This is a genomic window from Methylobacterium sp. ARG-1, from assembly GCF_001262595.1.
Classification (GTDB): Bacteria; Pseudomonadota; Alphaproteobacteria; order Rhizobiales; family Beijerinckiaceae; genus Methylobacterium; species Methylobacterium brachiatum.
The window spans coordinates 114,073-135,787 of record NZ_LHCD01000002.1 but is presented as its reverse complement, the minus strand read 5'-3'; the positions used below and the strand labels follow the sequence as shown (position 1 = coordinate 135,787).

The 21,715-nt window shown below is 71.1% G+C and carries 24 protein-coding genes; 10 read left to right on the top strand and 14 right to left on the bottom strand.

Annotation, left to right across the window (positions count from 1 at the left end; genetic code table 11):
• Positions 1-11 precede the first annotated feature (11 nt).
• Positions 12-368, top strand: coding sequence for a hypothetical protein (locus AKJ13_RS02425; RefSeq protein WP_050731914.1), 357 nt, complete (start codon positions 12-14; stop codon positions 366-368).
• A gap of 64 nt (positions 369-432) precedes the next feature.
• Positions 433-597, top strand: coding sequence for a hypothetical protein (locus AKJ13_RS32135; protein ID WP_200905571.1), 165 nt, complete (start codon positions 433-435; stop codon positions 595-597).
• Between the two features lie 3 nt (positions 598-600).
• On the opposite strand, the gene msrA is transcribed toward AKJ13_RS32135, so the two are convergent.
• The gene (gene msrA, locus AKJ13_RS02420) at positions 601-1,257 is read right to left on the bottom strand and encodes a peptide-methionine (S)-S-oxide reductase MsrA (protein WP_050731913.1); all 657 of its coding nucleotides are present in this window, start codon (positions 1,255-1,257) and stop codon (positions 601-603) included.
• Positions 1,258-1,503: 246 nt separating this feature from the next.
• On the opposite strand from msrA, the gene AKJ13_RS02415 reads away from it, so the two are divergent.
• Positions 1,504-1,968 (top strand): PAS domain-containing protein, encoded by a 465-nt coding sequence (locus AKJ13_RS02415; RefSeq protein WP_280137096.1) that lies wholly within the window; start codon positions 1,504-1,506, stop codon positions 1,966-1,968.
• A 10-nt stretch (positions 1,969-1,978) separates the two neighbouring features.
• On the opposite strand, the gene AKJ13_RS02410 is transcribed toward AKJ13_RS02415, so the two are convergent.
• Positions 1,979-2,299, bottom strand: coding sequence for a hypothetical protein (locus AKJ13_RS02410; RefSeq protein WP_007567618.1), 321 nt, complete (start codon positions 2,297-2,299; stop codon positions 1,979-1,981).
• Positions 2,300-2,506: 207 nt separating this feature from the next.
• Here AKJ13_RS02410 and AKJ13_RS02405 point away from each other — a divergent pair, with 207 nt between their 5' ends.
• Together AKJ13_RS02405 and AKJ13_RS31240 are read left to right on the top strand one after the other, a co-directional pair.
• Positions 2,507-3,184 (top strand): HAD family hydrolase, encoded by a 678-nt coding sequence (locus AKJ13_RS02405; RefSeq protein ID WP_050731912.1) that lies wholly within the window; start codon positions 2,507-2,509, stop codon positions 3,182-3,184.
• Positions 3,185-3,778: 594 nt separating this feature from the next.
• Positions 3,779-4,117 carry a hypothetical protein gene (locus tag AKJ13_RS31240; RefSeq protein WP_144426161.1) on the top strand — a complete coding sequence of 113 codons (339 nt, stop codon included), beginning with the start codon at positions 3,779-3,781 and terminating at the stop codon, positions 4,115-4,117.
• Between the two features lie 5 nt (positions 4,118-4,122).
• Here AKJ13_RS31240 and AKJ13_RS02395 read toward each other — a convergent pair whose 3' ends face one another.
• From AKJ13_RS02395 to AKJ13_RS02385, 3 genes are all read right to left on the bottom strand, one after another.
• Entirely contained in the window at positions 4,123-4,842 is a 720-nt protein-coding gene (locus tag AKJ13_RS02395) for a hypothetical protein (RefSeq protein WP_007567625.1), read from the bottom strand.
• Between the two features lie 138 nt (positions 4,843-4,980).
• Positions 4,981-5,265 carry a hypothetical protein gene (locus AKJ13_RS02390; RefSeq protein WP_244471489.1) on the bottom strand — a complete coding sequence of 95 codons (285 nt, stop codon included), beginning with the start codon at positions 5,263-5,265 and terminating at the stop codon, positions 4,981-4,983.
• 206 nt (positions 5,266-5,471) lie between these two features.
• A complete protein-coding gene (locus AKJ13_RS02385; protein WP_050731911.1) occupies positions 5,472-5,963 on the bottom strand; it encodes an ATP-binding protein in 492 nt (163 codons plus the stop codon).
• A 426-nt stretch (positions 5,964-6,389) separates the two neighbouring features.
• Between AKJ13_RS02385 and AKJ13_RS02380 the strand changes: the two genes are divergently transcribed.
• The gene (locus tag AKJ13_RS02380; RefSeq protein ID WP_144426160.1) at positions 6,390-7,298 is read left to right on the top strand and encodes a hypothetical protein; all 909 of its coding nucleotides are present in this window, start codon (positions 6,390-6,392) and stop codon (positions 7,296-7,298) included.
• A 24-nt stretch (positions 7,299-7,322) separates the two neighbouring features.
• Here the strand turns inward: AKJ13_RS02380 and argH are convergent, their stop codons facing one another.
• Positions 7,323-8,702: an argininosuccinate lyase gene (gene argH / locus AKJ13_RS02375; RefSeq protein WP_050731909.1), complete on the bottom strand. Its 1,380-nt coding sequence runs from the start codon at positions 8,700-8,702 to the stop codon at positions 7,323-7,325.
• Positions 8,703-8,744: 42 nt separating this feature from the next.
• Between argH and AKJ13_RS02370 the strand changes: the two genes are divergently transcribed.
• A complete protein-coding gene (locus tag AKJ13_RS02370) occupies positions 8,745-9,386 on the top strand; it encodes a TlpA disulfide reductase family protein (protein WP_050731908.1) in 642 nt (213 codons plus the stop codon).
• Between the two features lie 82 nt (positions 9,387-9,468).
• On the opposite strand, the gene AKJ13_RS02365 is transcribed toward AKJ13_RS02370, so the two are convergent.
• Positions 9,469-9,741 carry a DUF4926 domain-containing protein gene (locus AKJ13_RS02365; protein WP_244471488.1) on the bottom strand — a complete coding sequence of 91 codons (273 nt, stop codon included), beginning with the start codon at positions 9,739-9,741 and terminating at the stop codon, positions 9,469-9,471.
• A gap of 81 nt (positions 9,742-9,822) precedes the next feature.
• Between AKJ13_RS02365 and nhaA the strand changes: the two genes are divergently transcribed.
• Together nhaA and AKJ13_RS02355 are read left to right on the top strand one after the other, a co-directional pair.
• Positions 9,823-11,028: a Na+/H+ antiporter NhaA gene (gene nhaA / locus AKJ13_RS02360; RefSeq protein WP_050731907.1), complete on the top strand. Its 1,206-nt coding sequence runs from the start codon at positions 9,823-9,825 to the stop codon at positions 11,026-11,028.
• Between the two features lie 49 nt (positions 11,029-11,077).
• Positions 11,078-12,832 carry a carbamoyltransferase C-terminal domain-containing protein gene (locus tag AKJ13_RS02355; protein ID WP_050731906.1) on the top strand — a complete coding sequence of 585 codons (1,755 nt, stop codon included), beginning with the start codon at positions 11,078-11,080 and terminating at the stop codon, positions 12,830-12,832.
• Positions 12,833-12,882: 50 nt separating this feature from the next.
• On the opposite strand, the gene AKJ13_RS02350 is transcribed toward AKJ13_RS02355, so the two are convergent.
• From AKJ13_RS02350 to AKJ13_RS02335, 4 genes are all read right to left on the bottom strand, one after another.
• Positions 12,883-13,230: a hypothetical protein gene (locus tag AKJ13_RS02350; RefSeq protein WP_007567643.1), complete on the bottom strand. Its 348-nt coding sequence runs from the start codon at positions 13,228-13,230 to the stop codon at positions 12,883-12,885.
• An 85-nt stretch (positions 13,231-13,315) separates the two neighbouring features.
• Positions 13,316-13,993, bottom strand: a complete 678-nt coding sequence (locus tag AKJ13_RS02345; protein ID WP_007567644.1) for a haloacid dehalogenase type II — start codon at positions 13,991-13,993, stop codon at positions 13,316-13,318.
• Between the two features lie 79 nt (positions 13,994-14,072).
• Positions 14,073-15,599 (bottom strand): murein biosynthesis integral membrane protein MurJ, encoded by a 1,527-nt coding sequence (gene murJ, locus AKJ13_RS02340; protein ID WP_050731905.1) that lies wholly within the window; start codon positions 15,597-15,599, stop codon positions 14,073-14,075.
• Positions 15,600-15,752: 153 nt separating this feature from the next.
• A complete protein-coding gene (locus AKJ13_RS02335; RefSeq protein WP_050732139.1) occupies positions 15,753-16,352 on the bottom strand; it encodes a superoxide dismutase in 600 nt (199 codons plus the stop codon).
• Between the two features lie 399 nt (positions 16,353-16,751).
• On the opposite strand from AKJ13_RS02335, the gene AKJ13_RS02330 reads away from it, so the two are divergent.
• Positions 16,752-17,582, top strand: coding sequence for a hypothetical protein (locus AKJ13_RS02330; RefSeq protein ID WP_050731904.1), 831 nt, complete (start codon positions 16,752-16,754; stop codon positions 17,580-17,582).
• Between the two features lie 12 nt (positions 17,583-17,594).
• Here AKJ13_RS02330 and AKJ13_RS02325 read toward each other — a convergent pair whose 3' ends face one another.
• From AKJ13_RS02325 to metK, 3 genes are all read right to left on the bottom strand, one after another.
• Positions 17,595-19,310, bottom strand: a complete 1,716-nt coding sequence (locus AKJ13_RS02325; RefSeq protein WP_050731903.1) for an HWE histidine kinase domain-containing protein — start codon at positions 19,308-19,310, stop codon at positions 17,595-17,597.
• Between the two features lie 201 nt (positions 19,311-19,511).
• The gene (locus AKJ13_RS02320; RefSeq protein ID WP_050731902.1) at positions 19,512-20,246 is read right to left on the bottom strand and encodes a tRNA (guanine(46)-N(7))-methyltransferase TrmB; all 735 of its coding nucleotides are present in this window, start codon (positions 20,244-20,246) and stop codon (positions 19,512-19,514) included.
• Positions 20,247-20,441: 195 nt separating this feature from the next.
• Complete coding sequence (gene metK / locus AKJ13_RS02315; protein WP_007567650.1) at positions 20,442-21,620, bottom strand: methionine adenosyltransferase; 1,179 nt, start codon at positions 21,618-21,620, stop codon at positions 20,442-20,444.
• Between the last annotated feature and the right edge of the window lie 95 nt (positions 21,621-21,715).

The window sequence follows — 21,715 nt, the reverse complement described above, 5'->3', positions numbered from 1 at the left end:
AGTGTCACCGAATGCGGATCCGCAGCCTCCTGCCGATGGCGCTCGTCCTAACCCTCACCGGGGGGCAGGCGTTCGGCGAGACGCCGCCGGAGCCGCCGGCCAACGCCCTCAAGGCGGCCAAGCTCGCCGGGCTGGCCGGCTTCGTGAACACCCATTGCGAGACGCTGCGGACCGACGGCGACCGCTTCAAAAGCGTCGTCCAGGCCATGGGCGTCGATCCCGCGGATCTCGAGCGCGATGCCCTGCTGCTGCACGCCCGGTCCTACCTGGCCGTGTACGAGAAGGACGTGCCGGCGAGCTGCACCCGCGCCGACGCGATGTTCGGCCGGACGGGCACGGTGGTCCCGGGCGTGTTCGTCCCGCGCTGAGGCGTTCCGACACGCGGCGCGCGGATCGTTCGCCGAACCGGGCGCGACGTGCTAACGCCACCGGATGCCCCGCTGGCTTTTCCTCATCCTCGTCACCGCCCTCGCCCTCTCGGTCGTGGGCGGTGTGCTCATCGTCCTGCGCAGCCCGAGGAGCAGCACGCCGCATCCCGACCCGGCCGCGGTTACCGCGCCGGCTGCGCCGGTACCGCGGCCGGGCGGCAATCCGTAAGGGTCAGGCGGCGATCCCGGTCCCGACCGGGCAGCTCACCCCGGTGCCGCCGAGCCCGCAATAGCCTGCCGGGTTCTTGGCGAGGTATTGCTGGTGGTAGGCCTCTGCGAAGTAGAAGGTCTCCAGCGGCACGATCTCGGTGGTAATGTCGGGGAAGTCGCGCGCCTGCAGCGCCCCGGCATAGGCCGCGCGCACGGCCTTGGCGGTGGCCTCCTGCTCCGGGCCGTTGGTGTAGATGCCCGAGCGGTACTGCGTGCCGACATCGTTGCCCTGGCGCATGCCCTGGGTCGGGTTGTGACTCTCGAAGAAGGTCCGCAGCAGCGCGTCGAGCGGCAGCACCGCGGGGTCGAAGGCTACCAGCACGACCTCGTTGTGGCCGGTCTGGCCGGTGCAGACCTCCTCGTAGGTCGGGTTCGGCGTGAAGCCCCCGGCATAGCCGACCGCGGTGACGAACACGCCCTTTGGCAATTGCCAGAACCGGCGCTCGGCGCCCCAGAAGCAGCCAAGCCCGAGCACGATCGTCTCGGTTCCCGGGGGATAGGGCCCCTTGAGAGGGTTGCCGTTGACGAAATGGGTCTCGGCGGTCGGGATCGGGTTCGGGCGGCCCGGCAGGGCGTCGGCGGGGCTCGGCATCTCGGGGCGCTTGCGGAACGGGAACATCGTCTCTAGCCTTCCGGGTCTTCAGGGCGTGATCCGAATATGGGCACGACCGGCCCGGCGAGAAAGCTTTGGGCTTCCGTCCCGACCGTACAGACCGCGCGAAAACCCGCCGCGCCGTTCAAATCGCAGCCGGAGCACTGGACCGCAGCCGCAATTTCCGGCTTGTAAGCGCGCGAAGCCGCGACCCGCAGGTTGAGGCGTGAAGGGCTGAGCCGGATGGATGCGGGCTGGACCGCTACGAGCCACGTGCTGGACAACCTCCGGGCGGAGTCGAACCGGGGCGACCCGTTCGCCGCGGCCGTGCGGGCAACCCGGATGCCGACGATCGTCACCGATCCGCGGCAATACGACAACCCGATCGTCTTCGCGAACGACGCCTTCCTCAACCTCACCGGCTACACCCGGCTGGAGGTGACCGGGCGCAATTGCCGCTTCCTGCAGGGGCCCGGGACCGAGGCGGCCGCGGTGGACCGCCTGCGGGCCGCGATCCGGCAGGGAGTCGACATCAAGATCGACCTGCTCAACTACCGCAAGGACGGTTCGGTCTTCCAGAACGCGCTCTATGTCGGGCCGGTACGGGACGCGACCGGGACGGTCGTCTACTACTTCGCGTCCCAGATCGACGTGAGCGAACACTACGCGCTCACCGCCGAGATCGCGCGGCTGAAGGCCGAGCTCGCCGAGGCCCGCGCCCAGCTCGCGGCGCGGTAGGGCCGCTTCCTCAGGGCTTCGTCAGGAACCCGATCGGCTCCCGGCCCGGCTGGCCGAGCCAGAGCAGGACCGCGCCGAGCCCCAGCCCGATCAGCGAGGCCGGGGCGAGGGTCAACGGCAAGCCCAGCAGGTGCCAGAGCCAGGGCGCCGCCCCTTCGAGGCTGCCCTGCAGGGTGCCGGACTTGTCCTTGGACAGGGTGGCGATCACGTCCGAGAGCGGCGTCACCCGCAGGCCGTTATTGGCGATCGAGCGGGCGCCGTCATAGACCAGCGCGACGAAGCCGCCGGCCATCAGCAGGAAGCCCAGGACGCGGGCCAGGAAGCGGAACATCGCGGGGTCTTCTGAGCCATGCCTGCGCGCCCGGGCGGGCGCCCGCCCCGGGAGTATGGGGCCGGGCCGCCCGGTGCAAGCCGCGGCACGCATGGAGTCGCCCGCGGCACGCACAAGGTGCGCTGCGGCATACGCGCGGTTGCCGCCCCAAGGGGGGCCATGCCACAGGGACGCCCGGCGGCGCAGGGCCGTCAAGGACCATCGACCTTGGACGCGCACGCCCAGAAGCCCGGCCTGGTGATCTTCGATTGCGACGGCGTCCTGGTCGACAGCGAGCCCCTGAGCCTCGCCTGCCTGACGGCCGGCCTCAACCGGATCGGCGTTGCCATCGATTTCGAGACCGTGCGGGGGCGCTTCACTGGCACCTCCATGGTGTCGATCATGGAACACATCGCGCGCGATTACGGCGTCATAGCCCCCCCGGGCTTCGTCGAGGCGGTCAAGGCGGAGACGCTCGCCCTGTTCGATGCCGAGCTGCGGGCGATGCGCGGCGTCGCGGAGGCGGTCGCGGCCCTGGGCCTGCCGTCCTGCGTCGCGTCGAGCAGCGACCCGGTGCGGCTGCGCCATTCCTTGGGCCTGACCGGGCTGCTGCCGCTGTTTGGCGAGAATATCTTCTCCTCGGCGCAGGTCGCCCGGGGCAAGCCCTTCCCCGACCTGTTCCTGTTCGCTGCCGCGCGCATGGGCGCGGCGCCGAATTCCTGCCTGGTGATCGAGGACAGCGTGCCCGGCGTCACCGCGGCGAGGAGCGCCGGCATGCGGGTCGCTGGCTTCACCGGTGGCGGCCATTGGGGTCACGACCCGGCGGGGGCCGACTTGCTGCGGGCCGGCGCCGGCGGGGTTTTCTCGGATTTCGCGGACCTCGCCGCGGTGATCGCCGGGGCCTGAACCATCGCGTCTCCCAGGCGGCCGGGCGGGACCGGTTTCCTGCCAAGCTGACGCCGAAAATCGGAAGCGCGTTCCGTTGACGGGCCGGCGCCCCGGGCCCATCTTTGCCCTCGCCGAACGGGACGGACGTCCTGGCCCGCCCCCTCGGCCGCGGTGATTTGAGAAGCGTAGCTTGCGCCGCGTCATCAAACGCTAAAGCACTGCGACGGCGCACGCGCCGCGCGGTCCTTCAGTCTGGAGGACATTGGATGTCGATCCGAACTGGCTCCTTTCGCCACCTGCTCCATGATGCGCACGGTGCCCCGGCCTCCTGGCGGCGCTGTCGACTCCGAGCGGCTGACACGCCGACGGCCTGCGGTTTCGCGTCGAAACCGGGTCTGCGTGCCAAAGCCTGAGCGGGCCGCGATCCGGCCCGACACGGCAGGTCCGCCGGGCGCACGCGCTGCCTGATCGGCGATAGCGCGTTCGTCACATCAAGGGGCTAGAGACCCGCACGATCGACGTGATCGGCGAGACCTGAGCCGCACCGAACCTTCGCAGCACTTCCCGCATTCCGGCACGGCCCTGGCGCCGGCCAAGGCAGGATTCCGTCCCATGCACAGTCTCGATGTCGGGCTTCCGCCGACAAACCGTCCCGACCCCTTCACCGACGACCTCGCCGCCGAAGACGTCACGCTTTCCAACCGGGCTTCGGCGGATCGGGTTGAACCGCCGCGGGTGATCGAGATCGGCGAGGTCACCGCCGGCATCGCCGTGCCCGAGGGGCGCGGCGTGCGGTTCTTCTCCTCATCGCGGGATTTCGACGGCCTCGACGGCGCCGTGTTCCGCAACGCCGAGCAGGCGGCCCGCGCCGCGCGCGAGCGGGCTGCAGCCCGGGGACGTGCGAACGCCCGCGGCGGCCAGGCAGCGCAGATCCGGCGCCGCCTGGCCTGAGGCGGTTACTTGGCGCACTCGTCCCGGGTGCGCTTCATCGCCTCCGCGAACCCGGCGAGCGCGTATTCGTCGCTCGTCGGGTTGCCGCGCAGCGAGGTGGTCTTGATCACGAGCTTCGGGTTGCGCGCGCTCATCTCGGAGACCACCCGGGCCTCCTCGGCCGGGTTCTGCAGCCAGGCATTGCCGTCCTTCACGACGAGGCCGTAGCGTCCGGTGCCCAGGTTGAGGGTCGGGTCGGTCGGCGCGGCCGCCGAGCCCGGCTTGATCTGGGAGGCCGCGGGCTTCGACGGGAAGCCCAGCATCACCGCGACCTCGTTCTGGACGTTCTCGCCCTTGCGCACGCTCACGAACAGGTAGGCGGTGTCGCGCTTGAGGGTCTTGGGCGAGCGTGCCTGCGGCTGGGCGATGGCGTAGCAGAGCTTGGCGCGGCCATCGCCGTTCACGAACACGTTCCAGTCGCCGAAGATCGCCACCGGGGTGGCCTGCTGCATCCCGGGGGGCGTCGCCGCCTTCCTCTCGGCCCGCGGCGCGCGTTCACGACGCGACCGCCGCCCGCGCTTCGCCGGCTCAGCATCCGAGAAGCCGTCCGGCTCCGCCTGCTGGGCCTGAACCGCCGTCGCCGATAAGGCCGCTGCGCCGACCGTGGCCCCGACGAGGCCCGTGACGAGACCGGAGGCGAGCAGGGCGAGGGCTCCGACCGGGAGCAGGCGGGGGACGCGGACCATCTTCACTTCCTGACGACGGGCGGCCCCATAAGGGGCCGAACCGGGGATCTGGATGAGTGAAGCCCGCGCAAAAAGTCGGCAAGATGGCAGCCAAGCTCGATGGCGGCCAAGATGGGGCGACCCGGCCGGCGCGGCGGTTCAGACCGCCCGCACCTCTGCGGCCAGGGCGGCGATCACCGCCGGCGGGACCGAGACGGGTTCGGGCGTGGCCACGCTGGACGCGACCGCGTTCGGCTGGGCCGGCGGCAGCGGGCGCTTGCGAGGCGGGTCGTTATAGGGGGTGTTGTAGCCCTTGCGGACGGCCGACCAGTAGGTTTCGCGGGTCAGGCCGGAACCGGTCAGGGCAGCATCGATCATGGCGGTCGCCCGTGCCGCGAGTTCGGGCACGTCTTCCGGCTTCAGCCAACTCTCGACAGGCATCATGCGATCTCCGATCCACACAGCCGAGCTTCATAACGGGCCGGACTTAGCCAGACGGTGAACGCGCAGCCCCCCGGATGGTTGCGATGCACAAATTCGTGCCGAGGCTGTGGGTTGGTGTGGGTAGCCGTGCTCATCGGACGAGGTGCGGCCCCTGAACCTGCGGATGGCAGAATCCCCGACATATCGGCCGACGCCGGCAAGGCGCGCTACGGTCGATGAACGATGCCCTGAAATCCCTCCTCCGGGCGCGGCGCCACGAAGTACCGGGTGAAGAGGCCGAACTGCGCATCCGTGACCGTGAAATCGTGCGTTCCGGACGCATTCCGCGCCCGTAGGCGGGCCCTGCACATGTCATCGGCGACATCGAGGTAGTGGAGCCGATGGGCGACGCCCGCTTCCTCGAACAGCGTGCGCATCCAGGCCCGGCTGGCGAGGGTATTGGCGGGGAAATCCAGCACCACCGAGAGCCCGGCGCGGAGCAGGTCCACCACGTGCGGCCCCATCACGCTCCGCAGGCGGGTCGAATGCCGCACGTAGTCGGTCAGGTCGGCCTGTTCGTCGGGATAGAGCCGAGCGAGCCAGCGATCCTCGGCCACCACGATGGTGCCGGGCGTCGCGCCGAGGCTGGCGGTCAGCGTCGATTTTCCGGCGGCTATCTTGCCGCAGACGAGATGCAGCGTCGGTTCCTGGGCAGGCATGGGGTTCGACCTCGGGGACGGCGCATCGGGCGCCGAGACGTTCACGGGCGGGGGGACCCGGCCTGACGGATCAGGCCGGGTCGTGAATTCGGCTGCGGATCGCAGCGCTCGCGCGGTGAATCGACAAGGTCATGGACGATCAATGCCAGGTCTCGAATTTTGTGACCAGGGGGCCGATGGCGGCCTGAGAACGCGCTGCGGCAACCGATCGAGGCCGCCCGGGCTCCGAAGCGAGGGGCGGCGATGACGACATCGGCGGAATGCACAGCCGGTGGAGAAGCTTTGCGAAACATCGGAGGCCAGCGTCCAAGATCGAATCCACAAACTCAAAGTTGAATTTGCCAAGGCCGCAAGCACAACCTATGTATTTCCTGTCGGCATCGTCCGAATCCGTCGGCGAACGACAGTTCCGCGCGGCAGGTGGCCATGGTTGGATCCGTGAACCGGGTGGCGGCACCAGAGGGGCCTCAGCGCCCGGCCGCGCACAAGGTGACGATTCCGGGCGTCGCGGCCGACGCCCGCGAGACAACGGGCGGAAGCGCACAGGAGGGCGGGGCCGACGCACAGCCGGATGAAGAGGCGGTGCTGCCGCCTCCGGAGCGGCTGGGCTACGCCAAACTGTCCCAGCTCAGCAGCGTCCTGACCACCCTGGCCTCGGCCCGGACCAGCCAGCGGGACCGCGCCGCCTTCGCTCTCCAGGAAGCCGAGCGGAAGCTCCGGCGGCTCAAGGCCGAAGCCCTGGCGGCGGGGGCCTCCGGGGACAGGAAGGCGGCGGCCCGGATCGTCCAGGATCTGGCCCAGGTCGCCCATGAGATCGCTGACGCCGCCCGGGACTATGCCGCCGCCGGCGGTGAGCCGGGCCTCATGGAAGCCAGCCTCACCGAGGTCGCGGCGGGGATCGATCCCGGCGCGACACGCGAGCCGGATGCGCCGAGCTCCGAGGGGCCGGAAACCGCTGCCGGCGCCTGCGCGGACGAGCCGGGCATGGCCGAAGCCCCCAGCGATGCGGCGGATGATCCGAGCAAGGCATCCCCCGATCCGACAACCGACGAGCTCGACCCATCCCGCACCCTGCCGGAGGATGAAGCCTATCCCGGCGCGCTGCTGCGGCACGAGCCGGACGATCACGGCGACGATTCGGTCGAGGCCCACGCACACGAACTGCTGGATGAGGCTGTGGTGCTGAAACAGGCGATGGCGCGGGTGCTGCGCAGCCCACCGGCCGACGCGGAGACGACCGTTCCGACGATCCCGCCCAACCCGCCCGTCGAGACCGGCCCGGCCCCCCGGACCGGACTGGCAGCCCTGGTCACCCGGCCCGGCGCGCGGGCCTGAAGGCCGGTCCGGCGGTCGCCGCGCTCAGCCGAGCCGCTCGATCCACCCTTGCGCCTGCGCCCGGACATTGTCCGGCGCGGTGCCGCCATAGCTGGTGCGGCTGGCCACCGAGTTCTCGACCCCGAGCACGGCGTAGACCGCGTCGGTGATGCGCGGCTCGGCCTCCTGCATCTCGGGCAAGGACAACGCCTCCAGCCCGATGCCCTTGGCCGAGGCGGCGCCGACCAGACGGCCGGTGACGTGGTGGGCCTGGCGGAACGGCAGGCCGAGCTCGCGCACCAGCCAGTCGGCGAGGTCGGTGGCGGTGGCGTAGCCGGAGCCGGCGGCCTGGCTGAGCACCTCGGCGTTGGGCTCCAGATCCTTCACCATGCCGGTCATGGCGGCCAGGCACAGGGACAGGGCCTGGAGGGCGTCGAACGTGCCCTCCTTGTCCTCCTGCATGTCCTTGGAATAGGCGAGCGGCAGCCCCTTCATCACCACCAGCAGGCCGGTGAGCGCGCCGATGATCCGGCCGGACTTGGCCCGCACCAGCTCGGCCGCGTCGGGGTTGCGCTTCTGCGGCATGATCGACGAGCCGGTGGTGTAGCCGTCCGATAGCTTGACGAAGTTGAACTGCGCCGAAGTCCAGACCACCAGCTCCTCGGCGAAGCGCGAGAGGTGCACCGCGCAGATCGAGGCGGCGGCGAGCGATTCCAGGGCGAAGTCGCGGTCGGCCACCGAATCCAAGGAGTTCGCGGTCGGCCGGTCGAAGCCGAGCGCTGAGGCGGTGGCGTGGCGGTCGATCGGGAAGGAGGTGCCGGCGAGCGCCGCAGCGCCGAGGGGGCATTCGTTGAGCCGGGCCCGGGCGTCGCGGAACCGGCTGCGGTCCCGGGCCAGCATCTCGACATAGGCTAGGCAATGATGCCCGAAGGTGACCGGCTGGGCCGACTGGAGATGGGTGAAGCCGGGCATCACTGTGCCGGCATGCTTGAGCGCGGTCTCGGCCAGGGCCCGCTGCAGGTCGGCGGCCTGCTGGTCGAGGGAATCGAGGGTGTCGCGCACCCAGAGCTTCATATCGGTGGCGACCTGGTCGTTGCGCGAGCGGGCGGTGTGCAGGCGCCCGGCGGCCGGCCCGACGATTTCTGTGAGCCGGCTCTCCACCGACATGTGGATGTCCTCGAGCTCGCGCTTGAAGATGAAGCGCCCGGCCTCGATCTCGTCGCGCACGGACTTGAGCCCGGCCTCGATCGCGGCCACATCCTCTGCCGGAAGGATGCCGGCCGCGCCGAGCATCGCCACATGCGCCAGCGAGCCGCGGATATCCTGGGGCGCGAGGCGCTTGTCGAATCCGATGGAGGCGTTGATCTCCTCCATGATCTCCGCCGGGCCGCTGGCAAAGCGGCCGCCCCACATCCGGTTGCTCATGTCGATCCTTCCGCGCCCTGAACGTCCCGGCAGGCAAACCTGATGCCCGGCCGCACCACTCTGATGGCCGGCGCGGGCCTCGCCGCGCTCGCCGTCCTCGGGACCGCCCTATACGGGAGCGGTCTCCTGCCCGGCAACACGGGCGGGGCGCTCCAGCCCTGCGCGGGCGCGACGCCCGCCCTCGCCCGGGTCGAGGCCGCCGCCAAGGGTGAGGTCGCGGGCATGCAGGCGCTGAAGCAGGCGCGGCCCGCGCCGGAGATCCGGTTCAAGGGGCCGGACGGCGCCGAGACCGGGCTCTCCGACCTCAAGGGCCGGCTGCTGCTGGTCAACCTCTGGGCGACCTGGTGCGCCCCCTGTAAGGCCGAGATGCCGGCGCTCGACCGCCTCCAGACGGAACTCGGCGGGCCGGATTTCGCCGTGGTCGCGATCAACGTCGACACCCGCAACCTCGACAAGCCGCCGGAATGGCTCAAGCAGGCCGGCATCCACGCCCTGCCGTTCTACGCCGATCCGGGCGGGCGCGTGCTGCCCGCGATCCAGCGCGACACTCAATCCCCCGGGCTGCCGACAACGATGCTGATCGACGCGCAGGGCTGCACGATCGGCGTGATGAAGGGCCCGGCCGCCTGGTCGAGCCCGGACGGGCTGGGGTTGATCCGCGCGGTTTTGGGAAAGGTGTCGTGAGGGGGCGGCGCGTTACGGATCGCGTGGCGCTTTCCGAAGCGGCTTCAGGGTAAAGAAGCGGGCAGGATGCAACCCGGGCCGATCAAGCGCCGGCGCGCTGCACCAGGACCAGGGTCGCGGGCGCGATGGCGGCGAGTGCCTCGACCGGCTGCATGAACTCGACATCGAAGGCGGCGCCCGCGCCCCAAACGGCGACGATCGTCCCGGTACTGGCCGCGGGCACGCGCTCGCCGTCCTCACCGATCACCTCGGCGAGGGTCCGAACGCGGTCGAGTTCCGGGAAGGCGGTCCCAGTCGGGGCCCGATCCGCAGGGGAACGACTGTCGACCACCAGCCAGAGCAGCCGGTCTGACATAGTGTGACGATACGGGACGGCCGCCCCGCGATGCAAGGTGCGGCTTGCCCCCGCCCCCAAACCAAGCCAAGCCTGCCGACGATGAAGCCGCCTCCGATTATCGGCCGCGCCCCGCAGGATCGGGGCCGGCGCCCGCTCTCGGCCATCCGCACGATGCTGGCGAGCGAGGCGGCGGGCGGGTTGATCCTGATGGCCGCGGCGGCGCTGGCTCTCGTGGTCGCCAACGGACCGTTCGCCGAGACCTACGCGCACGGGCTCCACGCCGCGCTCGGGCCGATGAGCCTGCAGCACTGGATCAACGACGGCCTAATGGCCGGGTTCTTCCTGCTGGTCGGGCTGGAGATCAAGCGCGAGGCCCTGGACGGGCGGCTGCGCACCTGGCCGGACCGGGTTCTGCCCGGCTTCGCGGCCTTGGGCGGCATGGCGGTGCCCGCCCTGGTCTACGCGGCGGCCAATCTCGGCGCCGGGACCGTGCGCGGCTGGGCGATCCCGGCGGCCACCGACATCGCCTTCGCGCTCGGCGTCCTGGCGCTGCTCGGCAAGCGGGTGCCGGTCTCGCTGAAGATCTTCCTGAGCGCCGTGGCCATCGTCGACGATCTCGGCGCCGTGGTGGTGATCGCGCTGTTCTACGGCTCCGGCCTCGATGCCGGGATGCTGGGGCTGGCCGGGCTGGTGCTGGCCACCCTCTACGGCCTCAACCGGGCCGGCGTAACCTGGCTGTCGGCCTATCTGCTGCTCGGCCTCGTCCTGTGGGTGCTGGTGCTGCGCTCCGGGATCCACGCCACGGTGGCGGGCGTGCTCCTGGCCTTCACCATCCCGATCCGGGTGAGTCCCGGCCGACCGGAGGCCGCCGATTCGCCGCTCCACCGGCTGGAGCACGGTCTGGCGCCCTGGATCGCCTACCTCGTGGTTCCCGTCTTCGGCTTCGCCAATGCCGGCGTCGACCTGACCGGACTGACGCGCGACGCCTTCCTGGAGCCCGTGACGCTCGGCATCGCCGCGGGGCTGTTCCTGGGCAAGCAGGTCGGGGTGTTCGCCAGCCTGCGGCTCGCCGTCGCGCTCGGGCTGGCGCAGCGCCCGGCCGGGGCCGGGTGGGGGCAGGTCTACGGCGTCGCGGTCCTGTGCGGCATCGGCTTCACCATGAGCCTGTTCATCGGCGGCTTGGCCTTCGCGGACCCGCAGCATGAGACCGCCGTGAAGCTCGGCGTGCTCGCCGGCTCGGCCCTGTCGGGGCTCGCGGGGGCGGCGATTCTCCTGCTGGTGCAGCGCCCCGCGGCTACCCGGTAGGCGCCGCCCCAGGCTCCGTTGCGCGCGAAAATGCGCTACCCGCCTATCCATGCGGTTCTATCTCGGCCTCGCCACCACCTTCCACGATCCGGCGCTCGCCCTCGTCGGGCCCGACGGCACGGTGCTGTTCGCCGAGGCCACGGAGCGGTTCCTCCAGTACAAGCGCGCCCCGAACTGCGAGCCCGACATCCCGGCCCGGGTGATCGCCCTGGTCCAGGAATACGTGCCGGCCGGCTCGGAGATCGTGGTCGCCTCGTCCTGGGGGGCGCAATTCACTGACTTCCTGCGCGGGCAGGCCGGGGCCGGCGCCTTCGACCTGATGGCGCTCGCCGCCCACAGCACGGCGCTCAACCGCTCCTTCGTGCCCGAGCAGGCCGAGCGGGTGTTCATCGCCGACCTACACGGCGCGCAGGAGCGGGTCGGCCACGGCACCCTGCTGGCCCTCAACCAGGGCGCGCGGGCCACCGGGACGCCGCGCGCGACGATCGCCGGGCAGCGGCGCTACCCGCACCATCTCTGCCACGCCGCCTACGGGCTCTGGGGCAGCCCGTTCGACGCGGCCACCGCCCTGGTGGTCGACGGCATGGGCGAGACCGGCGCGGCGGCGATCTACCGGTTGCAGGACGGCCGGATCACGGAGCTGCGCCGCCACCGCGGGCGCGGGTCACTCGGCTTCCTGTACGGGCTGATCACCGATCTCGCCGGCTTCGACCAGGTGAAGGGTGAGGAATGGAAGATCATGGGGCTCGCGCCCTACGGACGCCCCGATCCGGAGCTCGCCGCCCTCCTGGCACGGCTCTGCACCATCGAGGGCGGGCGCCTGCGCTTCGCCGAGGCCGCGACCATCCAGGCCGTCGCCGCGGAGATCCGGGCGCGCCGCCCGGCGGACGCCCTGGAGACCGGCTGGGCCGACCTCGCCCGCTGCGGCCAGGATTTGTTTGGGACTTTGATGGATGTGCTGGTGGCTGAGGCGGCGACCCTCGCCCCCGCCGACAACCTCGTGATCGCCGGCGGTTGCGGGCTCAACTCTTCCTATAACGGCCGGGTGCTCGACCGCTCCGGCTTCACCCGGCTGCACGTCCCCTCGGCCCCGGCCGATGACGGCAACGCGGTGGGCGCCGCCTGGCTCGCCTACGCGGAGGACCATCCGGATTGGGCCGGGCCGCCCCCCGGGGAGTGCCCGCTGACGCCCTATCTCGGCGCCCGGGTCTCCACCACCGCCATGGAGCGGCTGGCCGAGCAGGAACCCCGGGCCAAGCGCGTCGGCCACGACGCCGCGACCAGCGCGGCGGCCCGGATCCTGGCCGACGGCAAGCTGGTCGGCTGGGTGCAGGGCCGGGCCGAGTTCGGGCCCCGGGCGCTCGGCAACCGCTCGATCCTGGCCGATCCGCGGCCGGAGGGTGCCAAGGACGCGCTCAACGCCAAGGTGAAGTACCGCGAGGCGTTCCGGCCCTTCGCGCCCTCGATCCTGGCCGAGGCCGGACCGGACTGGTTCGAGGCTTACGCCGACAGCCCCTACATGGAGCGCACCCTCGTCTGGCGTGAGCACGTCCGCGCCCGGGTGCCGGCGGTGGTCCACCAGGACGGCACCGGACGGCTCCAGAGCGTCACGGCCGCGCGCAACCCGGCCTACGCGGCCCTGATCCGCGCCTTCGCGGACATCACCGGGGTGCCGATCCTGCTCAACACCAGCTTCAACGTGATGGGCAAGCCGATCCTCGACAGTGCGGAGGACGCGATCCTGATGTTCTACACGACCGGCCTCGACGCCCTCGTGGTCGAGGATTGGCTGGTGGTGAAATGACGAACGCCGCGCCCCGGGGGACGCGGCGCCGACGAGATGACCCGAACAGATTACTCGCAGACTTCGACGCGGCGGTAGGTGAACTCGCCGTCGCCGAGCCACTCCTTGCGGCGCTCGTAGTGGCAGATCGGGCCGCGGCGCTCGCGGACCACGACGGTCTCGGGCTCCTCGACCAGGACACGGCGCGGGCGGTATTCCGGCGGCGGGGGCGGCGGCTGGTTGGCGCCGTTCACCAGGGCGCCACCGACCACGCCGCCGACCACGCCGGCCGCGAGGCCGCCGATGATCGCGCCGGTCTGGTCGCGGGCGGTGGCCGGGGCGACGGCCCCGAGCACCAGGGTCGCCGCGAGGGCTGCGGCCCCGGCGCGGATCGTCGTGAAGGAACCGTTCGTGGCCACGCGCAACTTCTCCCGTTCGTGTTGAGGATGATCCAACACCGGGACGATTAAAAATCTCCGAAGCGGCGCACGCCGATGCGCGGGTTCAAAGCAGTCCGTCGAGGGACCCAATCACGCTTGTGGGAGCGAGGTCCGCGTACTCGTCCGGCAGCCCCCGGCGGTTCACCCAGGCGGTCCGGAACCCGAACGCGTGGGCGCCGGCCACGTCCCAGCGGTTGGAGGAGCAGAACAGCACGTCCGCCTCCCCGACCGCGAGCCGGAGCAGCGCGATCCGGTAGGCGTCGGGATGGGTCTTGAACACCTGCGCGTCGTCCACCGAGAGCACGGCGTCGAGATGGTCGGCGAGCCCCGCCGAGGCCACGGCCCGGTCGACCATCGCGGCGTTGCCGTTGGTCAGCACCGCCGTGCGCAGGCCGCGCTTGCGCAGGGACGCCAGCACCTCCGGCACCTCCGGATAGGCATCGAGGTCGCGATAGGCGTCGAGCAGCCGTTCGCGCAGGGCCGGGTCCACGCCCGGATGGACCGCCAGGGCATAATCGAGGGCGCGCACGGTGAGGTCCCAGAAGGCGGCGTAGCGGCCCATCAGCGACAGGGTCCAGCTGTATTCCAGCTGCTTGTTGCGCCAGACCTCGGAGAGGTGGTCGGCATCCGGCCCGACTGCGTCGGCGTAGCGCTGGACCGCGGCATTCACGTCGAACAGCGTGCCGTAGGCGTCGAAGACAACGGCCCTCACGCCCGCGAGCAGATCCTTGGCGTCGGTCATGGCGTTCCTCATTGGCCTTCACGAGCGATCTGGGACTCGAAGGGGCGGCGGCGAGCCCGGCTCGAGGGGACGGTGTTTGTCAGGCCCGGCGCAGGCGCAGGCCGAACAGGTGCAGCAGGCCGGCCAGCAGCCCGCCATAGATCGCGGCCCCGGCGAGGCCCAGCACCGCCAGGATGGCGATCTCGCGCCCGTGCGACAGGGCCGGGACCAGCGCCTCGGCGACCCCCTGGCCGTAGACGGCCACGCCCGCCAGCGCGAGGCAGGCGAGGCCGACGCCGAGGACGGTGAGGCCGAGGGTGCGGCCCGGCGCCGTCCAGCCGCGGCGCTTGGCCAGGACGACGAGGATCAGCAGGTTCACCCACTGGCTGACCGCCGTCGCCAGCGCCAAGCCGGTGACGCCGTAGGGCCCGGTGAGCCAGAGCTTCAGCGCGACGTTGACGCCGATCGCGGTCAGCGAGGCCCAGAGCGGGGTCTTGGTGTCCTGCCGGGCATAGAAGCTCGCCACCGCGCTGCGCACCAGCACCACGGCCGGCAGGGCGAGCCCGTAGGCGGCCAGCACCGAGGCGGCCCGGGACGCGTCCTCGGCGCTGAAGGCGCCGCGCTGGAACAGGGCCGCCATGATCAGGCCCGGGATGGTCAGGAACGCCACCGTGAACGGCGCCGACAGGGCGAGAGAGAACCCCGCCGCCCGGTTCTGTGCCGCATGCGCGCCGGCCACGTCGCCGGAGGCGATCCGCCGGCTCATCTCCGGCAGGAGCACGGTGCCGGCCGCGATGGCGATCACCCCGAAGGGCAGCTGGTAGAGTCGGTCGGCATAGTACAGGGCTGAGACCGCCCCGGTGGGCAGCCAGCTGGCGATGATCGTGTCGGCGAAAGTAGCGATCTGGAACCCGGCCGCCCCGATCACCGCGGGCCCGAGCACCACGAAGAACCGCTTCAGCGCCGGATCCGAGCGCGGCACGGCGAGGTCGGGCATCACCCGGGCCCGGCGGCAGCCCCACCACAGCAGGCCGAATTGCAGCACGCCCGAGACCGCGACGCCCCAGGCGGCCGCGTAGGCGGCGTTGGGGAACAGGAAGCTCAAGCCCAGGGCCGCCAGCATGGCGACGTTGAGCAGCACCGGTGCTCCGGCCGCGACGGCGAAATGCCGGTGGGCGTTCAGGATGCCCGACAGCAGCGTCACCAGGGTCATGAACAGCAGGTACGGGAAGGTGATCCGGGTCAGCGCCACCGCGAGCTGGAAGCGCTCGCCATCCTCGGCGAAGCCCGGCGCCAGGGCATGCACCACCCAGGGCATCGCCGGCAGGGCGAGGTTCAGCAGCACAAGCTGCACGATCAGCATCAGGGTGAAGACGCGATCGGCGAAGTGGTGCGCCTCGCCGGAGCTGCCCGTCTCGGCGAGCCCGGCATAGGCCGGCACGAAGGCGGTGTTGAACGCGCCCTCGCCGAAGATCGCGCGAAAATGGTTCGGCAGCCGGAATGCGACCACGAAGGCGTCGGCCATGGGCCCCGCGCCCATCACGGCGGCCATCACCACGTCCCGGGCGAAGCCGGTGACGCGGGAGACCAGGGTCCAGCCGCCCACCGAGAGGATGGAGCGGATCATGGATCCGCCCGCTGCGGGATCATGGGGTCGGGAAACGAGGAAAGAATGGCGGCCTGCCCTGCTGAGCCCGGGGGCCGCATCAAGAGCGGCTTTTGTCCGGCATCTCAAGGGCGCCGCGGACACGATCGGCCCGCAACGCCCCTTATATCCGGATCAGGCGGTCGCTTCGCCGTACATCTTCTCGACGTGCTCCCAGTTCACCAGGTTCTCGATGAACGCCTTGAGGTAGTCGGGGCGACGGTTGCGGTAATCGATGTAGTAGGAGTGCTCCCACACGTCGACGCCCAGGATCGGCTTGGCGCCGTGGACCAGCGGGTTCTCGCCGTTGGGGGTCTTCAGGATCGCGAGCTTGCCGTCCTTCACGGCGAGCCAGGCCCAGCCCGAGCCGAACTGGCTGACGCCCGCCTGGATGAAGTCCGCCTTGAACTTCTCGGCGCCGCCGAGGTCCTCGTCGATCTTCTTGGCGAGCGCGCCGGGGATGGCGCCGCCGCCATTGGGCTTCATCCACTGCCAGAAATGGATGTGGTTGTAGTGCTGGCCGGCATTGTTGAAGAGCGGCTGATTCGTGTTGTAGGCCGCCTTGACGATCTCCTCGACGCTCTTGCCCTGGAGATCCGTGCCCTCGAGCAGCTTGTTACCGGTATCGACATAGGCCTTGTGGTGCTTGTCGTGGTGAAACTCGAGGGTTTCCTTCGACATGTACGGCCCGAGCGCGTCGTAGGCGTAGGGCAGTTCCGGCAGGGTGAAGGTCATTGGCTCTGTCTCCGCTTTGAGCACGATGCGGACAAGCCGGATCCGGCTTTCCGGGATCATCATGCGATAACAAGGGGCTGGAGCAGACCGTGTTTCACGGGAAACAGCGGCGCGCTTCAACCTTGGGCGGCCTCGTCCCCGGCGGGGGCGTCCGGGTCACGACCCGCTAGGTAAGTCGATGCCCGCGCGACGGCAACGCCGTTCCGGCCAGGCTTGGTGCAAACTTCCGGGGACGGCCCGCGGCCGGGCGAGGAAGCCCCGGGCGCCCGGCCCGACAACCTGCAAGAACCGGTATTCCCGGGTAATCTCACCACCGGGTTTTGCAATATGACGGCAAGGCCTTACTGTGCGGCACGCCTTAAGCGCCGGCGGTTAGCCGGCCCGTGTCTAGAGAGTAACATGATCGCTGCGCTGTTCGCGCTCGCTGCCGCCATGGCCATCGGGGGCTGCGCCGCCGTGATCCAGGGCTTCCCCTATGTGCGTCTGGAGAGCGGCCTCGCGATGGTGATCGCGGGTTCGGTCGCGGCCTCGTCGGGCGCCGTGCTGTTCGGGATCGGCGTCCTCGCCCTCGTGTTCCGCCGGCTGGAGCGGACGATCGGCCAGCGCCCGGCGCTGGCCCCGGCTGAGGCCGGCCCCGCCACCGAGAGCGCACCGCGGCTGCCGCCGGTGCTGCCGGCCGCCCCCGCCTTCATCGTGCCGCCGATCGTCGAGCCGCCCTTCGACCCCGAGCGGCCGCGGATCGAACCCAATCTGCGCCTCCTCGACGACACCCCGGCGGTCCCGGCCGAGCCCCCCAAGGCGGCCGAGCCGCAGAGGCCGACCCCGGTCGAATCGGACTTCCCGATCCAGGCCTTTCCCGCCGCCCCGATCGTGGAGCCGGAGCCGCCCCATCGGCCCGCCCCGGAGGCGGTCCCGACCCCCGCGGCCGAGCGCAGCCCGGAGGACGACCTGTTCGCCGCCCCCGAAGCGCCCCCGCAGCCGGCCCCGCCCTCGGAGCATCCTGCCCTGCGCCCGAGTCTCGACGCGGCGCCGGAACCCGAGCCCGAACCGAAGCCGGACACCCGTACCGTGGTCGGGCGCTACGCCTCCGGCGGCAACACCTACGTGATGTTCGAGGACGGCTCGATCGAGGCGGAGACCCCGCAGGGCCGGTTCACCTTCGCGTCGCTGGACGAGCTGAAGGCGTTCGTCGACGGCGGCGGCGAATCCGGGACGCGCGGCGCCGCCTGACGGGGCGCCGCGTCAGGCCAGCGGATTGAGGCTGTCGTTGCGCGGCGGGATCGGCGCCCGCATGGTCAGCGAGAACCCCTCGGGATCGTAATCGGTCTCGACCTCGGCCTGGACCTGGGTGATGAGCACCCGCTGGAGCAGGCGCGAGCCGAAGCCCTGGCGGCTCGGCGGCCTGACCGGTGGGCCGCCCGATTCGCGCCAGTGGAAGCGCAGGATCCCGGCCGCGCCCCCAGTCTCCAGGGACCAGGTCACCGCGACCCGCCCGGTGCGGTTCGAGAGCGCCCCGTATTTCGCCGCGTTGGTGGTGAGCTCGTGGATCGCCATGCCGATCGGCACCGCGATCTCGGAGGGCAGGTCGATCGGCGGCCCTTCGAGGCTGATCCGCCCTTCGGCGCCGCCCTCGACCGAGACCTCCGCGTAGGGCCTCAGCTCGCTGAGCAGGAGGTTGGCCAGCGAGGCGGTCTGCCAGGTATCCTCGGTGAGCACCGCATGGGTGTGGGCAAGGGATTTGATCCGCCCGACGAAGGCCTCGTAGAAATCCTCGATGCTGGAGGCCGTGCGGGCCGTGGAGCCCACGATCGCCTGCACGGTGGCGAGCGTGTTCTTCACCCGGTGGTGCAGCTCGCGGATCAGCAGGCTCTGCCGCTCCTCGGCGATCCGCCGGTCGGTCACGTCGGCGACCACGCCGATCAGGCGGCGCGGCAGGCGGCTGGGCGCGTCCCGCTCGAACCGGCCGGCCATGTCGATGGTGCGCCAGGCCCCGTCGGATTTCCGCCGGATCCGGCCGCCGATCTGCAGGATCCCGTCCTCGCGCAGCGCCTTCGAGATCGCGTGGCGGACCGCGGCGCGGTCGTCCGGGTGGAGGATGTCGTTGAGGAACTCGTTCTTGCCGATGGTACCGTCCTCGGGGGCATGCCCGAAGATCTCGTACATGTGCTCGTTTTCCCAGATCGCCTGGTCCTCGAGCATGTGCCACTCGAAGATGCCGAGCTTGGCGATGGTGGTCGCCACCCGCAGGCGCTGATCCCGCGACAGAATCTCGTCCCGGGCCTCGACCCGCGTCGTGATGTCCTGGACGACGCCGACCATGCTGGCGGGCTCGCCGTCGCGGCCCGGCACGGCTTGGCCCCGCACCCGCAGGATCACGGTGCGCCCGGCGACGGTCACCGGCGTATCGAAATGGTAGGACTGGCCGGCCCGGCGCGCCTCGGTGACGGTCGCGGCCAGGCGAGCGAGCTCGGGGTCGGACAGGCTGCTCTTGAGCTCGTCCCACGGCACGGAGTGCCCGGGCTGGCGCCCCAGGATCCGGGCGGCCCGGCGCGACAGGGTCAGGAGACCGGTCGCCCGGTCCCAGCGCCACTCGCCGAGGCCGGCGGTCTCCAGGGCCTCGCGGTTGGCCTCGGAATGGGCGGCCGCGTCCGCATCCACGGCCTCGACCACCAGGGTCCGGCCGGAGCGCCGCACCCGCACATCCAGCACGGTTCCGTCCGCCCGGCGCCAGGCCTGGATGCCGTCGCCGAGCCCCTCGGGCCGGTCAGCCAGGAGATCCGCGGTCGCGCGTCCGGCCAGCAGGCCCGGCGCCCAACCGAGCAGGTCGTGCAGGACCTGGTTGGCGGCCACGATCGCCGCCTCGTCCGCCGACAGCACGACGAGGCCGATCGCGGCATCGTCGAAGCCCGCGCGATACGGGTCGTCCGCCGCCGGGTCTTGACCCACGCTCTCGTCCACTCGGAAAAACCCTCGAACGCGCCGCGGCGCGCTCCCGCACGAGATGCCCCCCTGCCGCGGTCCGGACCGCGAAGGCAACTCAGGATGGCGCCCGAGCGTGACTGTTGCAAGGCGTCCCGTTCCGATGCGGCGACCCGTCCGTGCGAAACCGAACGGGATGCGGGTGCGCTCGGACCGCGCCGGTGCCCCGGCGGCGGCCGCTCAGCGCGGCCGGCGCACGAACTCGAGATACGTCGGGCGCCGGCCCGCTGCCAGCGCCTTCGCCTCGTAGCGGGTCCCGGGCCAGCCCGGGAATGGTTGGGTCCAGTCGCCGGCCTGCCGCGCCGTCCAGGTCAGGACCGGGCAGCGGGCGGCCCGGACCAGGGTCCAGCCGGCATAATCGTCGATGTCGCTGGCGAAGCGGAACAGGCCGCCATCCTTGAGGACCCGGCCGATCTCCGCGAGCGCGGCATCCGAGACGAAGCGGCGCTTGCGCTGCCGGCGCTTCGGCCAGGGATCGGGATAGAGCAGGTAGACCCGGTCCAGGCAGGCATCCGGCAGCCGCGCCAGCAGGGCGGTCACGTCCTCGTCGCGGATGCGGATGTTGCGCAGGCCCCGCGCCTCGATCGCGGCCAGCAGCTTGACCACGCCGTTGACGAACGGCTCGGCCCCGATGATCCCGATCCCGGGATGGGCCTCGGCCTGGGCGGCGAGGTGCTCGCCGCCGCCGAACCCGATCTCCAGCCAGACCGCCTCCGGCGCGCCGTCGAGCGCCGGGAACAGCGTGCGCGGATCGAGCGGCCGGTCGTCCGGCGGGAGATCGACGCGGAGCACCGGGAGCAATTCGGTGAGGCGCCGCTCCTGCAGGCCGCGCAGGCGCTTGCCCTTGCGCCGTCCGAAGAAGGCGCGCTCCGGCTCCTCGGCCTCGCGACCGGGTCGTCCGTTCAGGTCAGACATCGGCTACCAACGCGTCGTCCGCGCACGGGCAAGGACGGGTTTCCAGAGGGCTCGCGGCCCCGAAGCAGGGCTCTGCCCCGCTCCCGCAAAAGGTCCAAGACTTTTTGAAACCGGGACTCATAAAAACGCCAGCACGCCGTCCCGAATCGGGGACGACGCGCTGGCGGGTCGTTCAGCGCTGGAGCGCGGGCCGCCTTACGACAGGGCCGACTTCAGCTTCTGGGCGAGGTCGGTCCGCTCCCAGGAGAAGCCGCCATCGGCCTCCGGCGCGCGGCCGAAATGGCCGTAGGCGGCGGTGCGCGCGTAGATCGGCTTGTTCAGGCCGAGCGCCGTGCGGATGCCGCGGGGCGACAGGTCCATCGCGTCCATCAGGACGGCCTCGAGCTTGGCCTCGTCGACCTGGCCGGTGCCGTGCAGATCCACGTAGATCGAGAGCGGCTTCGAGACGCCGATCGCGTAGGCGAGCTGGATCGTGGCGCGATGGGCCAGCCCGGCCGCGACGACGTTCTTGGCGAGATAGCGGGCGGCATAGGCCGCCGAGCGGTCGACCTTCGTCGGATCCTTGCCCGAGAAGGCGCCGCCGCCATGGGGGGCCGCGCCGCCGTAGGTGTCGACGATGATCTTGCGGCCGGTCAGGCCGCAATCGCCGTCGGGGCCGCCGATCACGAACTTGCCGGTCGGGTTGACGTGCCAGACGGTGCCCTCGTTGATCCAGCCCTGCGGCAGGGCGGCCCGGATGTAGGGCTCGACGATGGCGCGCACGTCGGCCGAGTCCAGGGACTCGTCGAGGTGCTGGGTGGAGAGCACGATCTGGGTCGCCTCGACCGGGCGGCCGTTCTCGTAGCGGACCGTGACCTGGCTCTTGGCGTCGGGGCCGAGCTTGCCGGCATCGCCCTCACCCTTCTTGCGGGCGTCGGCGAGGTCCTTGAGGATCTTGTGCGCGTAGAACAGCGGCGCCGGCATCAGCTCCGGGGTCTCGTCGGCGGCGTAGCCGAACATGATGCCCTGGTCGCCCGCGCCCTCGTCCTTGTTGCCGGCGGCGTCCACGCCCTGCGCGATGTCGGCGGACTGGGCGTGCAGGTAGATCGCGACCTCGTTGTTCTTCCAGTGGAAGCCGTCCTGCTCGTAGCCGATCTCCTTCACGGCCTGGCGGGTCAGCTCCTCGAGATCCTTGAAGGTCACGGAATCCGGACCGCGCACCTCGCCCGCGATGACGACGCGGTTCGTGGTGGTGAGGGTCTCGACCCCGAGCCGCGCCTCCGGCATCGCCGCGATATAGGCATCCACCACCGTATCGGAGATCCGGTCGCTGACCTTGTCGGGATGGCCTTCGGACACCGACTCGCTGGTGAACAGGTAGTTGGAACGCGGCATGTGGACGGATCCCGAGCACGGGTACGCCGTCGCGATCGCGGCGTTCGACCCTCTATGGGGTCGGGGTTCTCGCACCGGGCCGGATGACGGTCAAC